The sequence below is a fragment of the Micromonospora sp. WMMD1155 genome (assembly GCF_029581275.1).
GTDB lineage: Bacteria > Actinomycetota > Actinomycetes > Mycobacteriales > Micromonosporaceae > Micromonospora.
Window position 1 is genome coordinate 3,874,172 of the sequence record NZ_CP120742.1, and the last position, 22,193, is coordinate 3,896,364.

At 71.8% G+C, this 22,193-nt stretch carries 18 protein-coding genes; 15 read left to right on the forward strand and 3 right to left on the reverse strand.

Annotated elements, in window-relative coordinates; all coding sequences use genetic code 11:
* The first annotated feature begins 80 nt into the window (after positions 1-80).
* From O7617_RS17785 to rho, 5 genes are all read left to right on the forward strand, one after another.
* Positions 81-3,359 (forward strand): efflux RND transporter permease subunit, encoded by a 3,279-nt coding sequence (locus tag O7617_RS17785; protein WP_282256903.1) that lies wholly within the window; start codon positions 81-83, stop codon positions 3,357-3,359.
* Positions 3,360-3,496: 137 nt separating this feature from the next.
* Entirely contained in the window at positions 3,497-3,898 is a 402-nt protein-coding gene (locus O7617_RS17790; RefSeq protein WP_282256904.1) for a polysaccharide deacetylase family protein, read from the forward strand.
* An 11-nt stretch (positions 3,899-3,909) separates the two neighbouring features.
* On the forward strand, positions 3,910-5,154 hold the full coding sequence (locus O7617_RS17795; protein WP_282256905.1) for an MFS transporter: 1,245 nt from the start codon (positions 3,910-3,912) through the stop codon (positions 5,152-5,154).
* 122 nt (positions 5,155-5,276) lie between these two features.
* On the forward strand, positions 5,277-6,221 hold the full coding sequence (gene thrB, locus O7617_RS17800) for a homoserine kinase (protein ID WP_282256906.1): 945 nt from the start codon (positions 5,277-5,279) through the stop codon (positions 6,219-6,221).
* 295 nt (positions 6,222-6,516) lie between these two features.
* On the forward strand, positions 6,517-8,616 hold the full coding sequence (gene rho, locus O7617_RS17805; RefSeq protein ID WP_282256907.1) for a transcription termination factor Rho: 2,100 nt from the start codon (positions 6,517-6,519) through the stop codon (positions 8,614-8,616).
* A 240-nt stretch (positions 8,617-8,856) separates the two neighbouring features.
* Here the strand turns inward: rho and O7617_RS17810 are convergent, their stop codons facing one another.
* Positions 8,857-9,753 (reverse strand): AAA family ATPase, encoded by an 897-nt coding sequence (locus O7617_RS17810; protein WP_282256908.1) that lies wholly within the window; start codon positions 9,751-9,753, stop codon positions 8,857-8,859.
* A gap of 275 nt (positions 9,754-10,028) precedes the next feature.
* Between O7617_RS17810 and rpmE the strand changes: the two genes are divergently transcribed.
* Together rpmE and prfA are read left to right on the forward strand one after the other, a co-directional pair.
* Complete coding sequence (gene rpmE / locus O7617_RS17815) at positions 10,029-10,253, forward strand: 50S ribosomal protein L31 (RefSeq protein ID WP_282256909.1); 225 nt, start codon at positions 10,029-10,031, stop codon at positions 10,251-10,253.
* Positions 10,254-10,385: 132 nt separating this feature from the next.
* A complete protein-coding gene (prfA, locus tag O7617_RS17820; RefSeq protein WP_282256910.1) occupies positions 10,386-11,474 on the forward strand; it encodes a peptide chain release factor 1 in 1,089 nt (362 codons plus the stop codon).
* Positions 11,475-11,501: 27 nt separating this feature from the next.
* Here prfA and O7617_RS17825 read toward each other — a convergent pair whose 3' ends face one another.
* Entirely contained in the window at positions 11,502-13,049 is a 1,548-nt protein-coding gene (locus O7617_RS17825) for a GGDEF domain-containing protein (protein WP_282256911.1), read from the reverse strand.
* A 71-nt stretch (positions 13,050-13,120) separates the two neighbouring features.
* On the opposite strand from O7617_RS17825, the gene prmC reads away from it, so the two are divergent.
* The 4 genes from prmC to O7617_RS17845 all read left to right on the forward strand — a co-directional run bounded on the left by prmC (position 13,121) and on the right by O7617_RS17845 (position 17,548).
* Positions 13,121-14,068: a peptide chain release factor N(5)-glutamine methyltransferase gene (gene prmC, locus O7617_RS17830; RefSeq protein WP_282256912.1), complete on the forward strand. Its 948-nt coding sequence runs from the start codon at positions 13,121-13,123 to the stop codon at positions 14,066-14,068.
* Positions 14,068-14,715 (forward strand): L-threonylcarbamoyladenylate synthase, encoded by a 648-nt coding sequence (locus O7617_RS17835; protein ID WP_088987874.1) that lies wholly within the window; start codon positions 14,068-14,070, stop codon positions 14,713-14,715. Before prmC ends, O7617_RS17835 begins: the two co-directional genes overlap by 1 nt.
* On the forward strand, positions 14,716-15,327 hold the full coding sequence (locus O7617_RS17840; protein WP_282256913.1) for a phosphotyrosine protein phosphatase: 612 nt from the start codon (positions 14,716-14,718) through the stop codon (positions 15,325-15,327).
* A 106-nt stretch (positions 15,328-15,433) separates the two neighbouring features.
* Positions 15,434-17,548, forward strand: a complete 2,115-nt coding sequence (locus O7617_RS17845) for a transglycosylase domain-containing protein (RefSeq protein ID WP_282256914.1) — start codon at positions 15,434-15,436, stop codon at positions 17,546-17,548.
* A gap of 12 nt (positions 17,549-17,560) precedes the next feature.
* Here O7617_RS17845 and O7617_RS17850 read toward each other — a convergent pair whose 3' ends face one another.
* Positions 17,561-19,024: an SDR family oxidoreductase gene (locus tag O7617_RS17850; RefSeq protein WP_282256915.1), complete on the reverse strand. Its 1,464-nt coding sequence runs from the start codon at positions 19,022-19,024 to the stop codon at positions 17,561-17,563.
* Between the two features lie 199 nt (positions 19,025-19,223).
* On the opposite strand from O7617_RS17850, the gene glyA reads away from it, so the two are divergent.
* From glyA to atpB, 4 genes are all read left to right on the forward strand, one after another.
* Positions 19,224-20,513 carry a serine hydroxymethyltransferase gene (gene glyA / locus O7617_RS17855; RefSeq protein ID WP_282256916.1) on the forward strand — a complete coding sequence of 430 codons (1,290 nt, stop codon included), beginning with the start codon at positions 19,224-19,226 and terminating at the stop codon, positions 20,511-20,513.
* Positions 20,506-20,931: a hypothetical protein gene (locus tag O7617_RS17860; protein ID WP_282256917.1), complete on the forward strand. Its 426-nt coding sequence runs from the start codon at positions 20,506-20,508 to the stop codon at positions 20,929-20,931. Before glyA ends, O7617_RS17860 begins: the two co-directional genes overlap by 8 nt.
* Positions 20,932-21,113: 182 nt before the next feature.
* A complete protein-coding gene (locus tag O7617_RS17865; RefSeq protein ID WP_282256918.1) occupies positions 21,114-21,350 on the forward strand; it encodes an AtpZ/AtpI family protein in 237 nt (78 codons plus the stop codon).
* An 11-nt stretch (positions 21,351-21,361) separates the two neighbouring features.
* Positions 21,362-22,159: a F0F1 ATP synthase subunit A gene (atpB, locus tag O7617_RS17870; RefSeq protein ID WP_282256919.1), complete on the forward strand. Its 798-nt coding sequence runs from the start codon at positions 21,362-21,364 to the stop codon at positions 22,157-22,159.
* Positions 22,160-22,193: the final 34 nt, after the last annotated feature.

Consider the following 22,193-nt stretch of genomic DNA (forward strand, 5'->3'; position numbering starts at 1 on the left):
CGGCGGGGGTTCCGGTGATCGAGTCCGGCACACTTTCACGTATCCCCGCCCGCATTCTCGTTCAGGAGTGAGCCAGGCCGATGTCGCTGCTCGCCAGATTCAGCCTCGCCAACCGAGGGCTGATCGCCCTCATCGCGGTGGTGACCACGGTGTTCGGAGCGTTCGCCGTGCCGTCGCTGAAGCAGCAACTGCTGCCGTCGCTCGAGTTCCCGGCCGCGTTCATCGTGGCCGCCTACCCCGGTGCCGGTCCCGAGATCGTCGAGTCGCAGGTGACCGAGCCGATCGAGAACGCCCTGCAGGGCATCCCGGGGCTCGACAAGGTCACCTCCACGTCCCGCGAGGGCTCGGCCACCGTCCAGGTGACGTACGAGTTCGGCACCGACCTGGACGACGTGGTCAACAAGATGCAGACCGCGCTGAGCCGGATCGACGCCCAGTTGCCGGAGAGCGTCGACCCGCAGGTCATCGCGGGTAGCACCGACGACCTCCCGGCGGTGGTGCTGGCCGCCGCCGGCACGGCCGACGAGCGGGCGCTCGCCGAGAAGCTGCGCGCGACGGTGGTGCCCGAGTTGGAGGGCATCGAGGGGGTGCGCACGGTCGAGGTGACCGGCACCCGTGACGACGTCGTGGTGGTCACCCCGGACCCGGCGAAGCTCGCCGCGGCCCAGATCCAGCCGACGGCGATCGGCGCGGCGTTGAAGACCAACGGCGTGGCGGTGCCGGCCGGCGCGGTGACCAACGGGGCGCTGGCCCTCCCGGTCCAGGTCGGCTCGCCGATCGGCACCATCGAGGACCTGCGCGGCATCGTGGTCGCCCCGGGTGCGGCACCCGTCCGCCTCGGCGACGTGGCGACCGTCGAGCAGCAGCTCGCGCCGGCCACCGCGATCACCCGTACCAACGGCAAGGACAGCCTCGGCATCGCGGTCACCGCCGCGCCGGACGGCAACGCGGTGCAGATCTCGCACGAGATCCGCGACCGGCTCGCCGACCTGAAGGACGCGTCCGGCGCGGAGTTGACCGTCGTCTTCGACCAGGCGCCGTTCGTCGAGAAGTCGATCGAGTCGTTGACCACCGAGGGCTTGCTGGGCCTGGTGATGGCGGTCATCGTCATCCTGGTCTTCCTGCTGTCGGTGCGCTCGACGGTGGTCACCGCCGTCTCCATCCCGCTCTCCGTGCTGGTGGCGCTGATCGCCCTGTGGATCGGTGACTACTCGCTCAACCTGCTCACCCTCGGCGCGCTGACGATCGCGGTGGGCCGGGTGGTGGACGACTCGATCGTGGTGTTGGAGAACATCAAACGCCACCTGGAGTACGGCGAGGAGAAGCGGCACGCCATCATCACCGGCGTCCGTGAGGTGGCCGGCGCGGTGACCGCGTCCACCCTCACCACGGTGGCGGTGTTCGCGCCGATCGCGTTGGTCGGCGGGTTCGTGGGCCAGCTCTTCGCGCCGTTCGCGATCACCGTGACGGTGGCCCTGCTCGCGTCGCTGCTGGTGTCGCTGACCGTGATCCCGGTGCTGGCGTACTGGTTCCTCAAGCCGCGCGGCGGCACCGCGGACGACGAGGCGGTACGCCGCGACGCGGAGGAGAAGGAGCTGCGCAGCCCGTTGCAGCGGGCGTACCTGCCGGTGATCGGGTTCGCCACCCGCAAGCGGTCCACCCGCTGGATCACCGTCGGGCTCGGCCTGCTGGTGCTCTTCGGCACCTTCGGTCTGGCGCAGAAGCTGGAGACCAACTTCCTGGACGACTCCGGCCAGGACACCCTGAACATGAGCCAGGAGCTGCCGGCCGGTAGCGGCCTGGCGGCCACCGACGCGGCGGCCAAGCAGGTCGAGGCGGTGCTGTCCCGGACCAAGGGTGTCGAGACGTACCAGGTGACGGCGGGCGCCGGGGACAACCCGTGGGCGGGTGGCGGCGGCAACAACGTCGCGAACTGGTCGTTGGCGCTCGACGGCGACATCGACGCCAAGCAGATGCGCGAGGTGCTGCGCAAGGAGTTCGACAAGCTCGGCACCGGCGTGGGTGAGATCAGCTTCGGTGGTGGGCAGGAGGCGTCGACCAGCCAGCTCGAGGTCATCGTCCAGGCCAGCGACCCGGAGGTGCTGACCCGGGCCGCCGAGGAGGCACGGGCGGCGATGGCCGGTGTGCCGGACGTCGAGGACGTCTCCACCAGCCTGGCCGAGCGGGTGCCGCGGGTCGACGTGACCGTCGACCGGGTCGCCGCCGGTCGGGTCGGCCTCACCGAGGCCGCCGTCGGGCAGGTGGTGTCGCAGGCGTTCCGGGGCGCGCCGCTGGGGCAGGTCGCGCTCGACGGCCGGCAGCAGAACGTGGTGCTGCGGCTGGGAGCGAAGCCGCCGATGACGGTGGAGGAGCTGCGGGCGCTGCCGGTGGGTCCGGTCAAGCTGGACGACATCGCGGACGTCACCCAGGGCGAGGGTCCACAGCAGGTCACCCGCATCGACGGTGAGCGCAGCGTGTCGGTCACCGGTGCGGCGACCGGCTCGAACCTCGGCGCCACCAGCCAGGAGTTGCAGAAGCGCCTGGACGGCATCGACGTGCCCGGCGCCAGCTTCACCATCGGCGGTGTCAGCGCCGATCAGGCGGACGCCTTCGCCGACCTGGGCCTGGCGGTCCTGGCCGCGATCGCGATCGTCTTCCTGATCATGGTGGCGACGTTCCGTAGCCTCACCCAGTCGCTGATCCTGCTGATCTCCATCCCGTTCGCCTCGACCGGCGCGATCGGTTTGCTGCTGATCACCGGCACGCCGCTCGGCGTACCAGCGTTGATCGGTGTGCTGATGCTGGTCGGCATCGTGGTCACCAACGCGATCGTGCTGCTCGACCTGATCAACCAGTACCGCGCGCAGGGCATGGGGGTCCGGGAGGCGGTGGTCGAGGGAGGCCGACGCCGGCTGCGTCCCATCCTGATGACCGCGGTGGCGACCATCTTCGCGTTGCTGCCGATGGCGTTCGGGTTGACCGGTGAGGGCGGCTTCATCTCGCAACCGCTCGCGGTCGTGGTGATCGGCGGTCTGCTCAGCTCGACGTTGCTCACGCTGATCCTGGTGCCGACGCTGTACTCGATGGTGGAGCACACCAAGGAATCGCTGCGGGGCCGGCGTGATCGGCGGCGTTCCGGCGAGCCGGAGGTGGACGTGGCGAAGACCGACGAGGCCGACACCCCGAACCAGGTCGCCGTGCCGAGCGGTGCGTCGACCCCGGCCGCGACCGAGGGTACGAAGCCGGCGCCGCGTCGCGCCCCGTCGGGCGCGTTGGTGGAGGGCACGGACCAGTTCGAGGTGCTGCGGCTGCCCCGTAGCCGTACCTCTCCGCTGCCTCCGTCGGAGCCGACCGAGTAGGTTCCACCGCATTGCGGAACGCCCCCCGGCAGGGATCTGCCGGGGGGCGTTTCCGATTTCGCCGGACCCGACACTCCGATCCGACCGCATCTGCACGGCACGTCACATCTTGCATACTCCACATGAGGATGTGGAGGGTGCGGGTGACGCAGGACGGGCGGACGGCCGGGAGCGCACCACAGTGGACGTCGATGGTGCTCGACACCCTGGCCCGGCATCGGGTTCCGGTCACCTTCTTCCTGGTCGGGGCGCAGGTCCGGCGGCACGCCGACGTCGTCCGTGACCGGCTCGCGGGGCACGAGGCGGGCAACCACGTGGAGCGCGAGTTCCCCGACGATCCGGTCGGCCACTCCCGGCGCACCGTCGTCGATGTCAGACCGGGAACGATCGTGCTCGGTCACGATGTCGGCGCGGCCCGGAGACTGGTCGCGCTGCGCTGCCTGCCCGACATGATCGGCGGGCTGCGCGCCCGTGGCTACACCTTCGTCACCGTCTCCGCGCTGCTGGGAGCAGGCGTGCCGGACACCCCGACCAGGTAGGGTGCCGCTCCGTGACGTCCACCCTCTCGGTTCTGACCGGCAACAGGAGCTTCCGTAACCTCTTCCTCGCCGAGTTGGTGGTCTTCGGCGCCGACTGGTTCGTCATGGTGCCGCTGCTGGTCCTGCTGCCGCACCTGACCGGCAGTGGAGTCTGGGGTGCGCTGGTGCTGGCGGTGGACACCGGCATCGTGGCGCTCCTGCTGCCGTACACCGGCACGATCGCCGACCGCTTCGACCGGCGAAAGATCATGATCGCCGCGAACGTGGCGGCGCTCGCGGGCGTACTGCTGCTGCTCGGAGTACGGGGCGCGGGCACCGCCTGGTTGGCGCTCGTCGCGATCGGCGTGGTGGCGGTCGCCAAGGCGTTCTACTCGCCGGCCGCGCAGGCCGCGCTGCCCAACGTGCTGGAGCCGCACGAGTTGGCCGCCGGTAACGCCGTGGCCGGCTCCGCCTGGGGCACCATGACAGTCGTCGGTGCCTCCCTCGGCGGGGTCCTGAGCACCGTCGCCGGCCCGTACGCCTGCTTCTGGGTGGCGGCGGTGGGCCTCGTGCTGGCCGCGGGCCTCGCCACCCGGATCCGCCGCCCCCTCCAGGCGCCTCGCGACGCCGACCGACCGGCCCAGCGGACCTGGGCGGCGGTCCGTGAGGCGCTGCGCTACATCGGGCACCGGCCCCGGGTGCTCGCGCTGGTCACGGTGAAGTCGGCGGTCGGCCTGGGCAACGGTGTGCTGACCGTGTTCCCGTTGCTGGCCGGTGTGTACGGCGTCGGCCCGCTCGGCGCCGGTCTGCTCTTCGCGGTGCGGGGAGCCGGGGCGTTGGTGGGCCCGATCCTGATGCGTCGGGTGCTGACCAACCGAGCCTGGTTGCTGCCCGGGCTCGCGCTGTCCATGTCGTTGTACGGCCTGTCCTACCTGGGCACATCGGTGGTCAGGTGGTTCCCGCTGGTGCTGCTGCTGGTGTTCGTGGCGCACTTCGCGGGCGGCAGCAACTGGGTGATCTCCAACTTCGCCCTCCAGGGCGAGGTTCCGGACCACCTGCGTGGACGCGTCTTCGCCACCGACATGATGCTCGCGACGCTGGCGATCTCGGTGAGCCAACTGGCTGTGGCCCTGGTGGTCGACGTGGTGGACGAACGTGTCGTGCTCGCCGGCTGCGGGCTGATCACCGTCGTCTACGCCGTCGGCTGGCGCATCGCCACCCGTCGGCTCTCGCTCACCGAACCGGCCACCGAACCGGTCGCGGGCACCGCCGGTTGAACCCCGGCATGCCCGTCCACGGGGCGGCTCAACCGGCGCCGGACGAGGTGTGCACAGCCGCGGCGGGTCCCAGGCTGCGGACGCGGGACCGGATCGTCGGTGCCGGGCCCTAGCATGAGCGCGTGCCGACGAACTTCACCGCCGGGCCGGTTCGGGTCCGGGTTCCCGCGACCAGCGCCAACCTGGGCCCCGGCTTCGACGCGTTGGGTCTCGCCCTCGGGCTCTACGACGATCTGGCCGCCGAGGTCGCGTCCGCCGGGGTTCGGGTGACGGTGACCGGGCAGGGCGCCGGCGAGTTGCCCGACGATGATCGGCACCTGGTGGTCCACGCCATGCGTGTCGCGTTCGACGTGCTCGGCGGCCAACCCACGGGGCTGAGCGTGGAGTGCGTCAACCGGATCCCCCAGGCGCGAGGGCTCGGGTCCTCGTCCGCCGCGATCGTCGCCGGGGTGTTGCTGGCCCGCGCCCTGGTCACCGACGGGGACGACCGGCTGGACGACGCCGGCGTGCTCCGGCTGGCCGCCGAGATCGAGGGCCATCCCGACAACGTCGCGCCCTGCCTGCTCGGGGGCTTCACCGTGGCCTGGTCCGAGCCGACCGGCGCCCGGGCGGTTTCGCTGCCGGTCGCCGACGGGGTGCGGCCGGTCGTCTTCGTGCCCGCGGAACGCGGATTGACCGCCACCGCGCGGGCCGCGTTGCCGGTCTCCGTCCCGCACGGCGACGCCGCGTTGACCGCCGGGCGGGCGGCGCTGCTGGTGCACGCGCTGACCGCCGACCCGACCCTGCTGCTGCCGGCGACCGTCGACCGGCTTCACCAGGATTACCGCGCAGCCGGCATGCCCGCCACGTCTTCCCTGGTCAGCGCGTTGCGAGCGGCCGGTGTGGCAGCTGTGGTCAGTGGTGCCGGGCCCACTGTGCTGGCGCTCAGCGAGCCTCCGGCCAGCTTTCCGGCGGGAACAGACTGGCAGATCTGGCAGTTACCGATAGACGTCAGCGGCGCTCGGGTTGCTCGGGGTAGACTGGGACACGCCGAGCGGGACCCTGTTGCCGCAGGTCGGAAGAGTTGATTACGCTCTAGACCTAGCACAGCCGCGAAGCACGCGATCTCCTGCGGGGCGGCGCACCCCCGAAGCTCTCGGCGGTCAGCCCGTCAACCCCTGCCAAGGCCCACGCCGCGCCGCAGTTTCCACAGGTCGCCGCAGACGGCGAGACCTGCTCACCGACGTTGGTGAGTCGGGATACCACCGGCTGCTGTGTCACAGACTCCCGCGACGCGTCCATGCGAGGCGGGTGCACCGAGGCCGCCCGGCCACCTGAGTTCCGACTCCGGGCAGTCCCGGCCTTATCGAGGGAAGGAATCCATTGAGCGACACCACCGACGTGACGTCGGATGTTTCCAACGTCGCTGGCGATGCCACCGCCGCCGCTCCCGCCCGTCGTCGGCGTAGCGGCACCGGTCTGTCGGCGATGCTGCTGCCAGAGCTGCAGAGCCTGGCTGCGTCGCTCGGCATCTCCGGCACGGCTCGCATGCGCAAGGGCGAGCTGATCGCCGCGATCTCCGAGCGGCAGGGCGGCAACGCCGCCGGGACCCCTCGACCACGGGCCGAGGTCGCGGCCGCGGCCGCTCCCACCCGTGAGGGTGTGCGCGCCGAGGTGCGGGAGACCGCCGACCGGCCGGCAGCCGAAGGGCGTGGCGCCGAGCAGGCGTCGGCCGAGCCGGCCGCCGAGACCGAGGGCCGTGGTCGCACCCGGCGGAGCCGGGCCGCAGCGACCGAGTCGCGTCCCGCCGAGTCTCGGGCGGCCGAGTCGCGTCCGACTGAGTCCCGCGCGGCCGAGTCGCGTACCGATGAGGCGGAGGCCGGCGAGCGGACCGACCGTGGCGAGACCCGCCGCGAGCGGGCCGAGCGTCCGGAGCGGGCCGAGCGGGGCGACCGTGCGGAGCGGGGCGACCGGGGCGAGCGCAACGAGCGGGGTGAGCGTGCCGACCGCGGTGAGCGGGGCGAGCGCAACGACCGGGGCGAGCGCAACGACCGGGGCGAGCGCAACGACCGGGGCGAGCGCAACGACCGCGGCGAGCGTGCCGAGCGGGGCGAGCGCAACGACCGCTCGGACCGTAACGACCGTTCGGAGCGCAACGACCGCAACGACCGCAACGACCGGGGTCAGCAGCGGGCGGAGCGCGACAGCGACGACGACGACGGTGAGGGCGGTGGTCGGCGCGGCCGGCGCAGCCGTTTCCGGGACCGTCGCCGTGGGCGCGGCGACCGCGCCGAGACCGGTGGCGACACCGGTGGGCGTGAGCCGCAGGTCGGCGAGGACGACGTGCTCGTCCCGGTGGCCGGCATCATCGACGTGCTCGACAACTACGCCTTCGTGCGGACGACCGGTTACCTGGCCGGCCCGAACGACGTGTACGTCTCGATGTCCCAGATCAAGAAGTACGGCCTGCGCCGCGGTGACGCGATCACCGGTGCGGTGCGGGCGGCCCGCGAGGGCGGCAACAGCGGCGACCAGCGGCGGGACAAGTACAACCCGCTGATGCGGCTGGACACGATCAACGGGATGGAGCCGGAGGAGGCCCGGCGTCGGCCGGAGTTCTACAAGCTCACCCCGCTCTACCCGCAGGAGCGCCTGCGCCTGGAGACCGAGCCGCACATCCTCACCACCCGGGTCATCGACCTGGTCATGCCGATCGGCAAGGGCCAGCGGGCACTCATCCAGTCGCCGCCCAAGGCGGGTAAGACGATGGTGCTGCAGGCGATCGCCAACGCGATCACCCGCAACAACCCGGAGTGCCACCTGATGGTGGTGCTGGTGGACGAGCGGCCCGAAGAGGTCACCGACATGCAGCGGTCGATCAAGGGCGAGGTCATCGCGGCCACGTTCGACCGTCCGCCGCAGGACCACACCACGGTGGCCGAGCTGGCCATCGAGCGGGCCAAGCGCCTGGTCGAGCTCGGCCACGACGTGGTCGTGCTGCTCGACTCGGTGACGCGGCTCGGCCGGTCGTACAACCTGGCGGCACCGGCCAGCGGCCGGATCATGTCGGGTGGTATCGACTCCACCGCCCTCTACCCGCCGAAGCGCTTCCTCGGCGCGGCCCGCAACATCGAGAACGGTGGGTCGTTGACCATCATCGCCACGGCGCTGGTGGAGACCGGTTCCATGGCCGACACGGTCATCTTCGAGGAATTCAAGGGCACCGGTAACGCGGAGTTGAAGCTGGACCGGAAGATCGCCGACAAGCGGACCTTCCCGGCCATCGACATCAACCCGTCCGGTACGCGTAAGGAAGAGGTCCTGCTCGCACCCGAAGAGCTGGCCATCATCCACAAGCTCCGGAAGGTCCTGCACTCGCTGGACTCGCAGGCGGCCATGGACCTGCTGCTGGACCGGCTCAAGCAGTCCCGTACCAACATCGAGTTCCTGATGCAGATCGCGAAGTCGACGCCGGGGGAGTAACGGTCCCCGGGTGACCGACGACGAAAGGGCACGGCCGTCATGGCCGTGCCCTTTCGTCATGTGTCTTCGTGTGGCTCGGCCCTGGGGAGCCTGACCCCACCAGGCCTCCCGCGCAAAGGCGGGTGGCAGGGTGGCCAGCCTCGGCGGCATCGAGGGCCTCGGCCTCGGCGGCGTCAGCCTGGGCGGCGGCCTCGGGGGCCGCGGCGCGGCGGCCGCGTGCCGAGGCCGTGCCGTGCCGTCTCAGAAGTCGCCGTCGGCCACCTGGAAGACGGTGAGACCGAGGGCCCGCCACATCTGGACCACCTGCACGCGGTCGTCGAAGACGCCGGCCACCCGGTAGCGGTCCCGGATCTCCCGGTCGTAGATCTCCCGCTTGACGATCGAGTCCTTGCGATTGTCGCCGACGGCCCGCACGTGCAGGCCGAGGTGGGGGACCCGGACGTGCCGGGCCAGCCACGCCTCGGTGGCCGAGCGGGCCGAGGCGTCCCGCCCCGAGCAGAAGACCACCCCGTACCCGGCGGCGTGCATCGCCCGGACCGCCGCGATCACCGCCGTGTTCGGCTGGTCCTCGCCGACCCGGGTCATGTCGTACGGGCTGCGGGACACGGCCAGCGCGACGGTGCCGTCGATGTCCACCAGGACGATCTCCGGTGGTTCGGCCGTCGGTGGGTGCACGGCGGCGGGGCGTCCGGTGCGGGCCTGCGGCACGGGCAACGGCAGCGACTTCCCCTCCAGGTAGCGCTCGTGCAGACGGCGGATCGCCTCCGCGCCGACCTGGTCGGCTGCCGGACGCGCCGCGTCCCGGCGCAGGCACTCGGTCAGCGGCACGTCGGTGAAGTCGTGCACCTCGAAATCCGCGCCGTGGCGGGCGGCCAGATCAGCCCAGCTCCGCAGCGTCCGCGCGCGCAGGTTGGTGTCGTCCACGCAGACGTCCGCGCGGGCCCGCAGCAGCGCCTCGACCTGCGCCCGCTGGACGACCGTCACCTGGGCCTCGGCCCACTGGGTGAAGAGCCGCTCGCCGTGCAGCATTCGGCGCAGGTCGTCCCGGTTGACCCGGACGACGGACGGCTGGAGGGTGCGGGCGAACGTCGTCTTACCCGAGGCGGGCAGCCCTCGGGTGGCGATCAGGCGGGTCATCGGCGGACCTTCGGCTCGGCGTGCGTACCCCGGGCGGGGTACCCGGCGGTGGTCCGCCGGGTGCGCGAATGCCCCGTCGGGCGGCGGGAATGCGGATGGGGAGGCGCGTGTTGACGATGCCGGACGAGGTGTGCGGCCCGATTACCGGGTCGGTTCAGGCCCATGGCACACTGGTCAATCGGCCACCGGTTCCGGTTCACGCCCGAGCCCGTCGCGTACGGCGCGACGAGCGATGACGGCGACCCGGCGACCACCAACGAGAGGACCGAGGCGAGATGAAGGCAAACATCCACCCGGAGTACGCGACCACCGAGGTCAGCTGCTCCTGTGGCAACACGTTCACGACCCGCAGCACCGCCAAGGGCGGGGCGATCCACGTCGAGACCTGCAGCGCCTGCCACCCGTTCTACACCGGTAAGCAGCGCGTTCTCGACACCGCCGGCCGGGTCGCGAAGTTCCAGCAGAAGTACGCCAAGGTTCAGGCCAAGAAGGCCAAGTAACTCCTCGTTCGGCGCCCGTGTCCGGTTCACCACCGGACGCGGGCGCCGTCCGCGTTTAACCCAGTTTCCGCCCGACCGCCGGCCATTCCGGCCGCCCGGTCCGGCGCGCACCGTCGAAGGAGCATCCGCAGCATGAGCAGCGAGCGTCTGGCCGGCCTCCTCGACGAGTACGCGGAGCTGGAGAAGCGGCTGGCCGATCCGGCGATCCACGCCGACCAGGCCACCGCCCGCCGGGTCGGCCGCCGGTACGCCGAGTTGGTGCCGCTGCACAAGGCTGCCGGCGAGCTGGAGCAGGCTCGCGCCGACCTCGTCGCGGCTCGCGAGTTGGCCGCCGAGGATCCGGCCTTCGCGGGTGAGGCGGAGTCCATCGCCGCGTCCCTTCCGGTGCTGGAGGAACGCCTCGCCGAGCTGCTCATCCCCCGCGACCCGCACGACGCCAAGGACGTGATCGTCGAGATCAAGGCCGGTGAGGGCGGCGAGGAGTCGGCGCTGTTCGCCGGTGACCTGCTCCGGATGTACACCCGCTACGCCGAGCGGCACGGCTGGGTCACCGAGGTGATCGACGCACAGGATTCCGACCTCGGCGGGGTCAAGGACGTCTCCCTGGCGATCAAGACCAAGGGTGTGCCGGACGGCGGCAACGGCGTCTGGTCGCGACTCAAGTGGGAGGGCGGCGTGCACCGGGTGCAGCGCGTCCCGGTGACCGAGTCGCAGGGACGGATCCACACCAGCGCCGCCGGGGTGCTGGTGCTGCCGGAGGCCGAGGACGTCGACGTCACCATCGACCAGAACGACCTGCGCATCGACGTGTTCCGCTCGTCCGGCCCGGGCGGTCAGTCGGTGAACACCACCGACTCGGCGGTACGGATCACCCACCTGCCGACCGGCATCGTCGTCTCCTGCCAGAACGAGAAGTCCCAGTTGCAGAACCGGGAGCAGGCGATGCGGATCCTGCGGGCACGACTCCTCGCCAACGCCCAGGAGCAGGCCGACGCCGCCGCCTCGGACGCCCGGAAGGCACAGGTGCGTACGGTGGACCGCTCCGAGCGGATCCGCACCTACAACTTCCCGCAGAACCGGATCACCGACCACCGGATCGGCTACACGGCGTACAACCTGGATCTGGCACTCGCCGGTGAACTGGACGGGGTGCTGGACGCCCTCACCGAGGCCGACCGCGCCGCCCGGCTCGCCGGCGACACCGAGCTGACCCGCCGCTGACCGCGGCCGCGAGCTGACCCGCGGCCCTCAGCTCGCGCGGGGGCGGGTCTTGGCGCGGAGCATCTCCCGGTCGGCCAGCTCGAACGCGACGCTGAGCGCGTCGCGCAACCCGCTGCCGCCGGAGACCTCCGCGAAGCCGATGCTCACCCCGACCGGCGTCCCCGGCACCAGTGACTCCCAGTCCTCCAGTCGGACCGCGGCCTCGATCCGGCGGGCCACCTCGGCGGCCTCGGCCATGTTGGTGTCCGGGAGCACCACCACGAACTCGTCACCGCCGTAGCGGGCGACGAAGTCGCCCCGGCGCATCACCCGGTTGATCACGCCGGCGATGCGTTGCAGCACCAGGTCGCCGGAGTGGTGCCCGTGCCGGGTGTTGACGGCCTTGAAGCCGTCCAGGTCACAGACGCCGATGACCACCCGTTCGCCCCGGGTGACCACGGCGGTGATGTACCGCTCCAGCCGACGCCGGTTGGGCAGCCCGGTCAGCGGGTCGGTCAGCGCCTCGCCCTCGAACCGCGCCGCCTCCCGGCGCATCTCCTCGTGGTCGATCCGGGCGGCGATGCCGTCGATGTAGACGTCGCGCAGCCGGTCGTTGCGCTGGGCGGCGAGCCGGAACGCCAGGCGGTCGGCCCGGTGCGCCGCCAGGTGGTCGCCGGCGCGGGTCAGCGCGATGCTGCGCAGCCGGGCCGGCTCGGCTGCGCCGAGCGTCTCGTTGGACACCTGGACGGTGTCGAGTCGGGTGACGGCCTCGATCGGCCGCCCGTCGGCCACCGCGAGGCACACCTGGCCGAGCTGTCGCATGTCCCGTGCGCGGGCGCTGTCCCCACCGTGGGTGATCAACCGGGCCGGCTGGGCCTCCCCGCTGCTCTCCACCCGGTCGCCGAGTGCCGCCTGCCGAGCCGCCGCGTAGCCGTACGCGGCGAGGCTGCTCGGGCGGAGGTGGCCGGCCCGACCGGTGCGCAGGAAACGGGCCAGGTCGGAGGCCACGTCCCGGAGCACCCGCAGGCAGCCGTCGCTGTCACCGTTGTGGTCCAGCGCCACCGCGTTGCGCAACCGGATGCCCGGGGCGGCGAAGGTCTCCTCCGGGATCCCGGCGGTCACCCCGAGCTGCCGGGCCCGCTCGATGGCCCCCAGGGCGTACCCGTGGAAGCTGAGGTAGCTGTAGGCCATCGCCAGGTCGTGCCAACCCCACGCGGTGTCCCGGTCCGGGTCCTCCACCGCGCCGAGGGCGCGGGCGGCCCGGACGAGGTGCATGACGCAGCGGTCCAGTGCGCCCTGGTGGTGGGCGGCGAGAGCGGCCAGCGCGTTGAGGTGCCCGTGCAGGTACGGCTCGGCGAGGTCGCGGACCGCTGCCGACGCCTCCTCGATGGCCCGGGTGAACTCCGCGGTCCGACCGAGATTGATCAGCGCGGAGAGGCGCTGCACCATCGCGTCCGCTCGCGCCGCCGGGTCGGTGGTGGTGCGGATCACACGCTCCAACAGGACGTACGCCTCCGCTGAACGGCTGGCCTCCTGCAACGCCCGGGCGTGCGTGAGCGCATCAACCTGGTCCTCGACCCGGTCGAGCCAGCCCACCCGCCAACCTCCTGCCGTGCGCCTCGGCGCACCAGTTCGTCACGTCGCCCGCGACGCTTCATGATTATGTCGTGAGTACTCTGCCGCAACACCCCCCCGAAGGGACAGGCCCCATCCGTCCGTCCGCCGCGGTGGCCCGGACGGCCCGAGTGCTCGCCGCCGCCGGGGTCGGCTCCGCCCGGGTGGAGGCCGAGGTGCTGACCGCGTACGTGCTCGGGGTGCCCCGGGGCCGGCTGGCGCTCGCCGACGATCTCGGCGTCGACCAGGTGGCGCGGCTGGACGAGTTGACGCGTCGTCGGGCCGGGCGGGAGCCGTTGCAGCATCTGACCGGTCGGGCCGGGTTCCGGCATCTGGAGCTGTCGGTCGGCCCGGGTGTCTTCGTACCCCGGCCGGAGACCGAGTTGCTCGCCGGGTGGGGTGTCGAGCAGGCTCGCGGGCGGCCCGACCCGGTGGTTGTCGACCTGTGCAGTGGCTCGGGCGCGATCGCGCTGGCGGTGGCTCAGGAGTTGCCGGGGGCGCGGGTGATCGCGGTGGAGCGGTCCCCGGAGGCGTTGGCCTGGTTGCGGCGCAACGCGGCGGAGCGGGCCGGGGCGGGGGACCGGCCGATCGAGGTGGTCGAGGCCGACGTGACCGCGCCGGATCTGCTGGCGGAGCTGGTGGGCCGGGTGGACGTGCTGCTGTGCAACCCGCCGTACGTGCCGGACGAGGTGGTGGTCCCGCCGGAGGTGGCCGCGTACGACCCGGCGGAGGCGGTCTTCGGGGGCGCGGACGGTCTGGCGGTGATCCGGCCGGTCGTCACCCGCGCGGCGGCCCTGCTGCGCCCCGGCGGCGCGTTCGGTGTCGAACACGACGACACGCACGGCTCGGCGGTGCCCAGGCTGCTCGCCGAGGAGGGCGGTTTCGACGCTGTCACCGAGCATCGGGACCTCGTCGGGCGGCCCCGCTTCGCCACCGCGTCCCGACGGGCGGACGGCCAGGACGCCACGATCGGGGCGGCGTGGCAGACTGACTCCTCGTGATGCTCTACGACTGCCGGTCGCCCGCCGACCGGGACCGCGGCATCGCTGCGGCGATCGAGGCGGTCAAGAACGGCGAGCTGGTCGTCCTCCCGACCGACACCGTGTACGGGATCGGCGCGGACGCGTTCACCCCGTACGCGGTCAAGGCGTTGCTGGATGCCAAGGGCCGGGGTCGGCAGATGCCGCCGCCGGTGCTGATCGGCTCGCGGCACACCCTGGACGGGTTGGTCTTCTCGCTGCCCACGGCCGCTCGTGATCTCGTCGAGGCGTTCTGGCCGGGTGCTCTGACGATCGTGATCGAGCACTCGCCGAGCCTGCAATGGGACCTGGGTGACAAGACGGGCACGGTGGCGGTGCGGATGCCGCTGCACCCGGTGGCGTTGGAGGTGCTGCGCGAGACCGGTCCGATGGCGGTGTCGTCGGCCAACAAGACCGGGCAGCCCGCCGCGGTGACCGCCGAGGAGGCGCGTGACCAGCTCAGCTACTCGGTGCGGGCCTACCTGGAGGCGGGCCCCTGCCCGGACCCGGTGCCCAGCACGATCGTGGATCTGACCGGTGAGGTGCCCCAACTGCTGCGCGCCGGGGCGATCCCGTTGGAGAAGCTGCGCGACGTCGTACCGGATCTCGTCGACGGTCGGGGGGTCTGAGTGCCCCCGTTCACGGTTCTGCACGTCTGCATGGGCAACATCTGCCGCTCGCCGATGGCGGAGCGGCTGCTCGCCCTGGCGGTGCGGGAGCGTTTGACGCGGCGCGCGGAGGATCCGGCCCGGGCCGAGGAGCTGGTGCACAGCCACAGCGCGGGCACCGGTGGTTGGCACGCGGGCGAGGAGATGAACCCGCCGGCGGCGCGGCAGGTGACCGGTCGTGGTGGCGACGTCGAGGGGTTCGCGGCGCGCAAGTTGCGCTCGGACCACATCGACGCCGCCGACCTGGTCCTGACCGCGACGGCCGACCAGCAGGAGTACGTGGTGGCGTTGCGGCCGGACGCGGCGGCCCGCACGTTCGTGCTCGGTGAGTTCGGCCGGATGCTGGCCGCGGTGGACGCCGCCGCGTTGCCGTCGGCCGAGGCGACCCCGGAGGCGGTGTACGCGCGGGGCGTGGCGTTGGTCGCGGCGGCTCACGACGCCCGGTTGGGGGCGTCCTCGTTGCCCACCGACGATCTGGACGACCCGTGGGGTCGCGGGGACCAGTGCTTCAGCCGGGTCGCCGACGAGATCGAGGAGACGGTCCACCCGCTGGCCGGCGCGCTGCTCCCCTGAGCCCGGTGCGAGTTTCCTCCGGGTTTGGGGAAAACCAGGGGCTAAAAGGGCATTCCGGGTCATTCTGAACGGGTCCTAGCGTGACCGGCTCCTGCGGGGAGAGCTGATGATCCGGGCCCATCTCGACAAACTGCTGACCGTGGTGATCGCCGGAGTGCTGGCCGGGTTGGTGCTGGCCGCCGCCGCCCTGCCGGCGGCGCTGGCCTTCGGGATCGGCTTCAGCAACCTGTCCACGCCGTACTCGGAGCTGCCGAACACCCTCCGGACGCCGCCGACCGCCCAGCGCTCCAACCTCTACGCCAGCGACGGCACCACCCTGATCACCTCGTTCTACCAGGAGGACCGGGTGGACGTGCCGCTGCACGAGGTGGCCCCGGTGATGCGGCAGGCGATCGTGGCCGCCGAGGACGTCCGGTTCTACCAGCACAGTGGCGTCGACCTGCGCGGCGTGGCACGCGCCTTCACCGCCAACAAGAGCGGCGGCCGGACCGTGCAGGGCGCGAGCACGCTCACCATGCAGTACGTCCGTAACGTGCTCAGCAGCGACCCACGGCTGACCGAGGCGCAGCGGATGGCCGCCACCGAGGTCACCACCGTGCGCAAACTCCAGGAGATGCGGTACGCCCTCGCGCTGGAGCGCGAACTCGACAAGGAGGAGATCCTCGCCCGCTACCTGAACATCGCGTACTTCGGCGCCGGGGCGTACGGCATCGCGGCGGCCAGCAAACGCTACTTCTCCCGGGCCCCGGCCGAGCTGACCCTGGCCCAGGCGGCGCTGCTGGCCGGCCTGGTCCGGTCTCCGGACAGCGACGACCCGATCAACGGCGACGCCGACAGCGCACTGGAGCGGCGGGCGTACGTGTTGGAGCGGCTGGTGGAGTCGGGGCAGGTGCCGGCGGACGTGGCGGCGGCGGCTCGGGCCGAACCGTTGCGGCTGCAACCCAGCGAGACCCCGAACGACTGCACGGGGGTGCCCGAGGCGCACAACGACTGGGGCTTCTTCTGCGACTGGTTCACCCGCTGGTGGAGCAGCCAGTCCGCGTTCGGGGCGAGCGCCGACGAGCGCCAGCGGGCGCTGCGCCGGGGTGGGTTCTCCATCGTGTCGTCGCTCGACCCGGCGGTGCAGCGGGCCACCACCGAGCAGGTCCTGAAGATCTACCGGCCGACGGATGCGGAGGCGGTGCCGACCGCGGTGGTGCAGCCGGGCACCGGTCGGGTGCTGGCCATGTCGGTGAACCGCGCCTACAGCGTGCAGGACAACCCGGTGGGGCAGAAGAACCGCCCGAACACGGTCAACCAGTTGGTGGCCGGTGGTGGGGCGATCGAGGGCTACCAGGGTGGCTCGACGTTCAAGCTCTTCACCATGCTCGCCGCGTTGGAATCCGGCCTGCCGCTGTCCACCGAGTTCGTGGCGCCCACCCGACTCCTCACCCGCTTCCCGGTGACCGGGCAGGCGAGCTGCGACGGCCGCTGGTGTCCGGCGAACGCCAGCCCGTCGTCGATGGACGGCCCCCGCACCATGTGGAGCGCGTTCGGACGCTCGGTGAACACGTACTTCGCCTGGCTGACCGAGAAGATCGGCGCCGACCGGGTGGTGGAGATGGCCGAGCGGCTCGGCATCGTGCTGCGGGCCGAGTCCGACGCCAACCTGGCCCGGAACGGCGCGAGGAACTGGGGTCCGTTCACCCTGGGCGTGGCCGCCACCACCCCGCTCGACCTGGCCACCGCCTACGCCACGGTGGCGGCCGAGGGAACCTGGTGTGCCCCGCTGCCGGTGGTCTCGATCACCGACTCGGGCGGTCGGCCGGTCGACGCCGCCAAGCCGGACTGCCGCCAGGTGCTCGACGCCGACGTGGCCCGGGCGGCCACCGACGCGGCGCGCTGCCCGGTCGGTGACCAGTCGATGTACGGGCGCTGCGACGGCGCCACCGCGCCGAGGCTGCGCGCGCAGGTCGGCCGCCCGGTGGCGGGCAAGACCGGAAGCTCGGAGCGGTACGAGACGGAGACGGTGGTGGCGTTCACCCCGCAGTTGGCGGTCGCCTCGATGGCGGCGAACCCGGACGACCCCCGGGACGCGGTCGGTCAGGCGGTGCAGGCCCGGATGGTGGACGCGGTCGGCGAGGTGCTCGTCGTCGGGCTGCGCGACCAACCGGTACGCGACTTCGTCCCGCCCAGCGAGCGAACCGCCTTCCAGATCACCGGAGCCCGCACCGGCAACTGACCCAGGGTCGGGTCAGGAGGGCTGTTCGGCGTTGCGGGCTATGTTGCGGGCCATTCCGCCGAAGACCACCGCGTGGAAGGGGGCCACCGAGCCCCAGTAGGTGTGCCCGGCCAGGCCACGCGGCAGGAAGACGGCGCGTTGCTGGTACCGGCTGCGGCCGTCGTCGGTCGGCACCACCCGCATCTCCAACCAGGCCCGTCCGGGCAGCCGCATCTCGGCACGCAGCCGTAGCAACTCGCCCGGGACGATCTCCTCGACCCGCCAGAAGTCCAACGCCTCACCGACCTGGAGGCGGTGCGGGTCGCGTCGGCCCCGGCGTAGCCCGACCCCGCCGACCAGCCGGTCCAGCCAGCCCCGGACGGACCAGGCGAGCGGGAACGAGTACCAGCCGTGTTCGCCGCCGACGCCCTCGACGACCCGCCAGAGCGCCGCCGGTGACGCGTCCACCGCCCGCTCGCGGACGTCGGTGTAGGCGGTGCCGCCGGACCAGTCCGGGTCGCTGGGCAGCGGTTCGGCGGGCGCGTCCGGGCCGCTCGCCGTCGACCAGCGGGTCTCCACCTGGGCGTCGCGCACCTTGGCCAGGGCCAGCGCCACCGCCTCGTCGAAGCCGGTCAGCCCGTCGGGCGGGTCGGGAACGTACCGGGCGATGTCGTGTTCGTGGGCGACCGCCTCGTGGATCAGGCTCTCCACCAGGGGGCGGGCGATCTTGTTCGGTACCGGGGTGATCAGGCCGACCCAGTGCGAGGAGAGCGACGGGGTGAGCGGGCGGACCGGCAGGATGATCCGCCGCCGCAACCCGGCCACCCGGGCGTAGCGCTGCATCATGTCGCTGAAGGTCAGCACGTCCGGCCCGCCGACGTCGAAGCCCCGGTTGACCTCCGCCGGCAGCTCGACGCAGCCGGCCAGGTAGTGCAGCACGTCGCGGACCGCGATCGGCTGGATCCGGTTGCGGACCCAGCGCGGGGTGATCATCGCGGGAAGTCGTTCGGTCAGGTAGCGCAGCATCTCGAACGACGCCGAGCCGGAACCGATGATCACCGCGGCGCGCAGCACCGCGGTGGGCACCCCGCTGGACAGCAGGATCCGGCCCACCTCGGCCCGGGAGCGCAGGTGCGGGGAGGGGACCTCCGCGTCGGCTGCCGGCTCCGGCCCACCCAGGTACACGATCCGGCGTACGCCGGCAGCGCGGGCCGCCGTCGCGAAGTTGGTCGCCGCGGTCCGGTCGGCCTCCTCGAAGTCCGGCCGGCCGAGCGAGTGGACCAGGAAGTAGGCGACGTCGACGTCGGCGAACGCGGCCGGCAGCGTCTCCGGCTTGCTGAGGTCGCCCTCGACGATCTCGGCCGCTTCCGCCCAGGGCACGTCCCGCAGTCGCATCGCCTTACGGGCCAGGCAGCGGACGGTGTGCCCGTTCGCGAGCAGCAGGGGCGTCAGCCGCCCGCCGATGTATCCGGTGGCTCCGGTGACGAGGCATCTCACGGCTCCCAGTCTGCGGCCCCCGAGGGCCTGTTGCACAAGAACTGGCCGGCCTGCGGCGGGCCCGGACGACGCCCGGCGGCGTTGCGGTCACGTCCGGATACGACACCGGTTCCGGACGTGACCGCGTCTTGCCGGATCGCCGCCCGGACTCCGCCTCGGCTCGGCCGCCCTTGTGCAACAGGCCCTAGACTCGTTCGCTGTGGAGACCGAGACGAGCACCTTCTGGGGGCCGGATTTCGCGCAGCTCAGGGCCACCGACCCGGAGATCGCCGAGGTGGTCCTCGGTGAACTGGACCGGTTGCGGGGCGGCCTTCAGCTCATCGCCAGCGAGAACCTGACCTCGCCGGCGGTGCTGGCCGCGCTCGGTTCGACGCTGACCAACAAGTACGCCGAGGGTTACCCGGGTCGGCGCTACTACGGCGGTTGCGCCGAGGTGGACCGGGCGGAGGAGATCGGCATCGCCCGCGCCAAGGAACTCTTCGGTGCCGAGCACGCCAACCTCCAGCCGCACTCCGGGGCGAGCGCCAACCTGGCCGCGTACGCCGCGTTGGTGCAGCCGGGTGACACGGTGCTGGCGATGGACCTGCCGCACGGCGGGCACCTCACCCACGGCAGCCGGGTGAACTTCTCCGGCAAGTGGTTCCACCCGGTCGGTTACCCGGTCCGGCCGGACACCGAGCTGATCGACTACGACGAGGTCCGGGACCTGGCCCGGGCCCACCGGCCCAAACTGATCATCTGTGGTGCCACCGCGTACCCCCGGCTGATCGACTTCGCCCGGTTCCGGGAGATCGCCGACGAGGTCGGCGCGTATCTGATGGCGGACGCCGCGCACTTCATCGGCCTGGTCGCCGGCCGGGCGATCCCGTCCCCGGTGCCGTACGCCGACGTCGTCTGCGCGACCACCCACAAGGTGCTGCGCGGCCCCCGCGGCGGCATGATCCTGTGCCGCGAGGGGCTGGCCCAGCGGATCGACAAGGCGGTCTTCCCGTTCACCCAGGGTGGCCCGCTGATGCACGCCGTCGCGGCCAAGGCCGTCGCGCTGCGCGAGGCCGCCCAGCCGGAGTTCCAGACGTACGCCGGTCAGGTCGTCCGCAACGCCCAGGCGCTCGCCGCCGGGCTGACCGACGAGGGGATGCGCCCGGTGTCCGGTGGCACCGACACCCATCTCGCGCTCATCGACCTGCGGGAGCTGGGCGTGACCGGCGCGGACGCCGAGCGACGCTGCGACGCCGCGTCGATCACCCTGAACAAGAACGCCATCCCCTACGACCCGCAGCCGCCGATGGTGGCCTCCGGCATCCGGGTGGGCACGCCGAGCGTCACCACCCAGGGGATGCGCGAGGGGGAGCTGCGGCAGGTGGCCACGTTGATCGCCCGTGCGGTACGCACCGATCCCGGCACGCCCGGTGGCACCGACGAACTGACTCGGCTGGGCGCCGAGGTGGCCGAGCTGGTCGCGGCGTTTCCGGCGTACCCCCGTGGCTGAGCCCGGGGTGGTCGAGCCGGACAGCGACCGGCGCTGGCGGCTGCGACACCTGCCGGTGTTGTTGGCCGCGTCGGTGGCGCTCGCCGTGGTCGCGGCCGTCGTCGGCGCGGTGACCGGCGGCCCGACGGCGGCGGTCGGCGCGGCGGCCGGGGTGGGCGTCACGGTGCTCAGCTACACGCTGACCACCGTGGTGCTGGCCCGGGCCGACCAGGTCAACCCTCAGCTGCTGCTCCCGCTCGGCGTGGGCCTGTACGTGCTGAAGTTCAGCCTGCTGGGTGGGGTGCTGGTGGCGGTGGCGTCCACCGGTTGGGCGGGGTTGATCCCGCTCTGCCTCGGCATCGTCGCCGGGGTGGCAGTGTGGACGGCGGTGCACATCTGGTGGCTGACCACGGTGCACGCTCGCCGGGCGTACCGCTGACCCGGCGGGTCGTCCCACTTTCTGGACGCGCGGCAATGTGTCGGCCTCCGGTCATTTTCCGACGGGCGGAAGGGGAGTAGCGTGCCCACAGACGACGGCGCCCACGAGAAGCCCACACAACGACGGTTGTGCGGGGGGTGAGGCACAGCCTCGTCTTCCCGGCTGATATCGTTCGCCCCGTCATGGCTGGTGACCAAACCCCCCGTCCCGCCGGTGAACCGGACGACCTTCCGTCCGGTGCCGGTCAGGGTTGGACCGCGCTCAGCTACCTCATCGGAGGCATGCTCGTGTGGGGTTTCATCGGTTGGCTGATTGACCAGTGGCTCGACACCGGCGGCGTCGCCACCGGGATCGGCGTCGTGCTCGGTATGGCCGGGGGCATCATCCTGGTCGTCCGCCGACTCGGCACGCCTACTTAGGAAGGGACGCGGTGTTCGGACAGGCGAACGTTCTGGCAGCGGGCCAGGCGGGATTCCCCCCCACGGTGGACGACTTCTACCTGCCCGCCATCCTGCCCTGGGGTGCGGAGAACTCGTACTGGTTCACCAAGATCACGGCGATGGTCTGGATCGCGGTCGGCGTCCTGATCATCTTCTTCCTGGCGACCTACCGGAACCCGCAGCTGGTGCCGACGAAGAAGCAGTGGTTCGCTGAGTCGATCTACGGCTTCGTGCGCAACAACATCGCCGTCGACATGATCGGCCACGCGGGTGTGCGGTTCGCGCCCTACTTCACGACGCTGTTCTGCTTCGTGTTGCTGACGAACGCGTTCGCGATCATCCCGTTCTTCCAGATCTCGCCGAACTCGCACATCGCCTTCCCGGCGATCCTCGCGGTGATCAGTTACGTGCTGTTCAACTACATCGGCATCAAGAAGCACGGCTTCGTCAAGTACTTCAAGAACTCGCTGATCCCGCCGGCACCGTGGTACATCCTGCCGCTGCTGATCCCGATCGAGCTCTTCTCGACCTTCATCGTCCGGCCGTTCTCGCTCGCGGTTCGTCTCTTCGCGAACATGTTCGCCGGTCACATGCTCCTGCTGGTCTTCACGCTCGGCGGTTTCGCCATCCTGAGCGCCAACGTCTGGCTGGCCCCGATCTCGGTGCTCTCCTGGGTGATGACCATCGCGCTCACCTTCCTCGAGTTCCTGGTGATCTGCCTGCAGGCATACGTCTTCACCGTCCTCACCGCCAGCTACGTGCAGGGCGCGCTCGCCGACGAGCACTGATCCACCGCACCAACCGTTGTCGTCCCGCGTGAGA

What these genes read in the sequence shown, in the direction of transcription:
- O7617_RS17785 (WP_282256903.1), top strand. Translation starts at nt 81, where the DNA reads ATGTCGCTGCTCGCCAGATTCAGCCTCGCCAACCGAGGGCTGATCGCC.
- O7617_RS17810 (WP_282256908.1), bottom strand. Translation starts at nt 9,753, where the DNA reads ATGACCCGCCTGATCGCCACCCGAGGGCTGCCCGCCTCGGGTAAGACG.
- rpmE (WP_282256909.1), top strand. Translation starts at nt 10,029, where the DNA reads ATGAAGGCAAACATCCACCCGGAGTACGCGACCACCGAGGTCAGCTGC.
- prfA (WP_282256910.1), top strand. Translation starts at nt 10,386, where the DNA reads ATGAGCAGCGAGCGTCTGGCCGGCCTCCTCGACGAGTACGCGGAGCTG.
- O7617_RS17835 (WP_088987874.1), top strand. Translation starts at nt 14,068, where the DNA reads ATGCTCTACGACTGCCGGTCGCCCGCCGACCGGGACCGCGGCATCGCT.
- O7617_RS17845 (WP_282256914.1), top strand. Translation starts at nt 15,434, where the DNA reads ATGATCCGGGCCCATCTCGACAAACTGCTGACCGTGGTGATCGCCGGA.
- O7617_RS17865 (WP_282256918.1), top strand. Translation starts at nt 21,114, where the DNA reads ATGGCTGGTGACCAAACCCCCCGTCCCGCCGGTGAACCGGACGACCTT.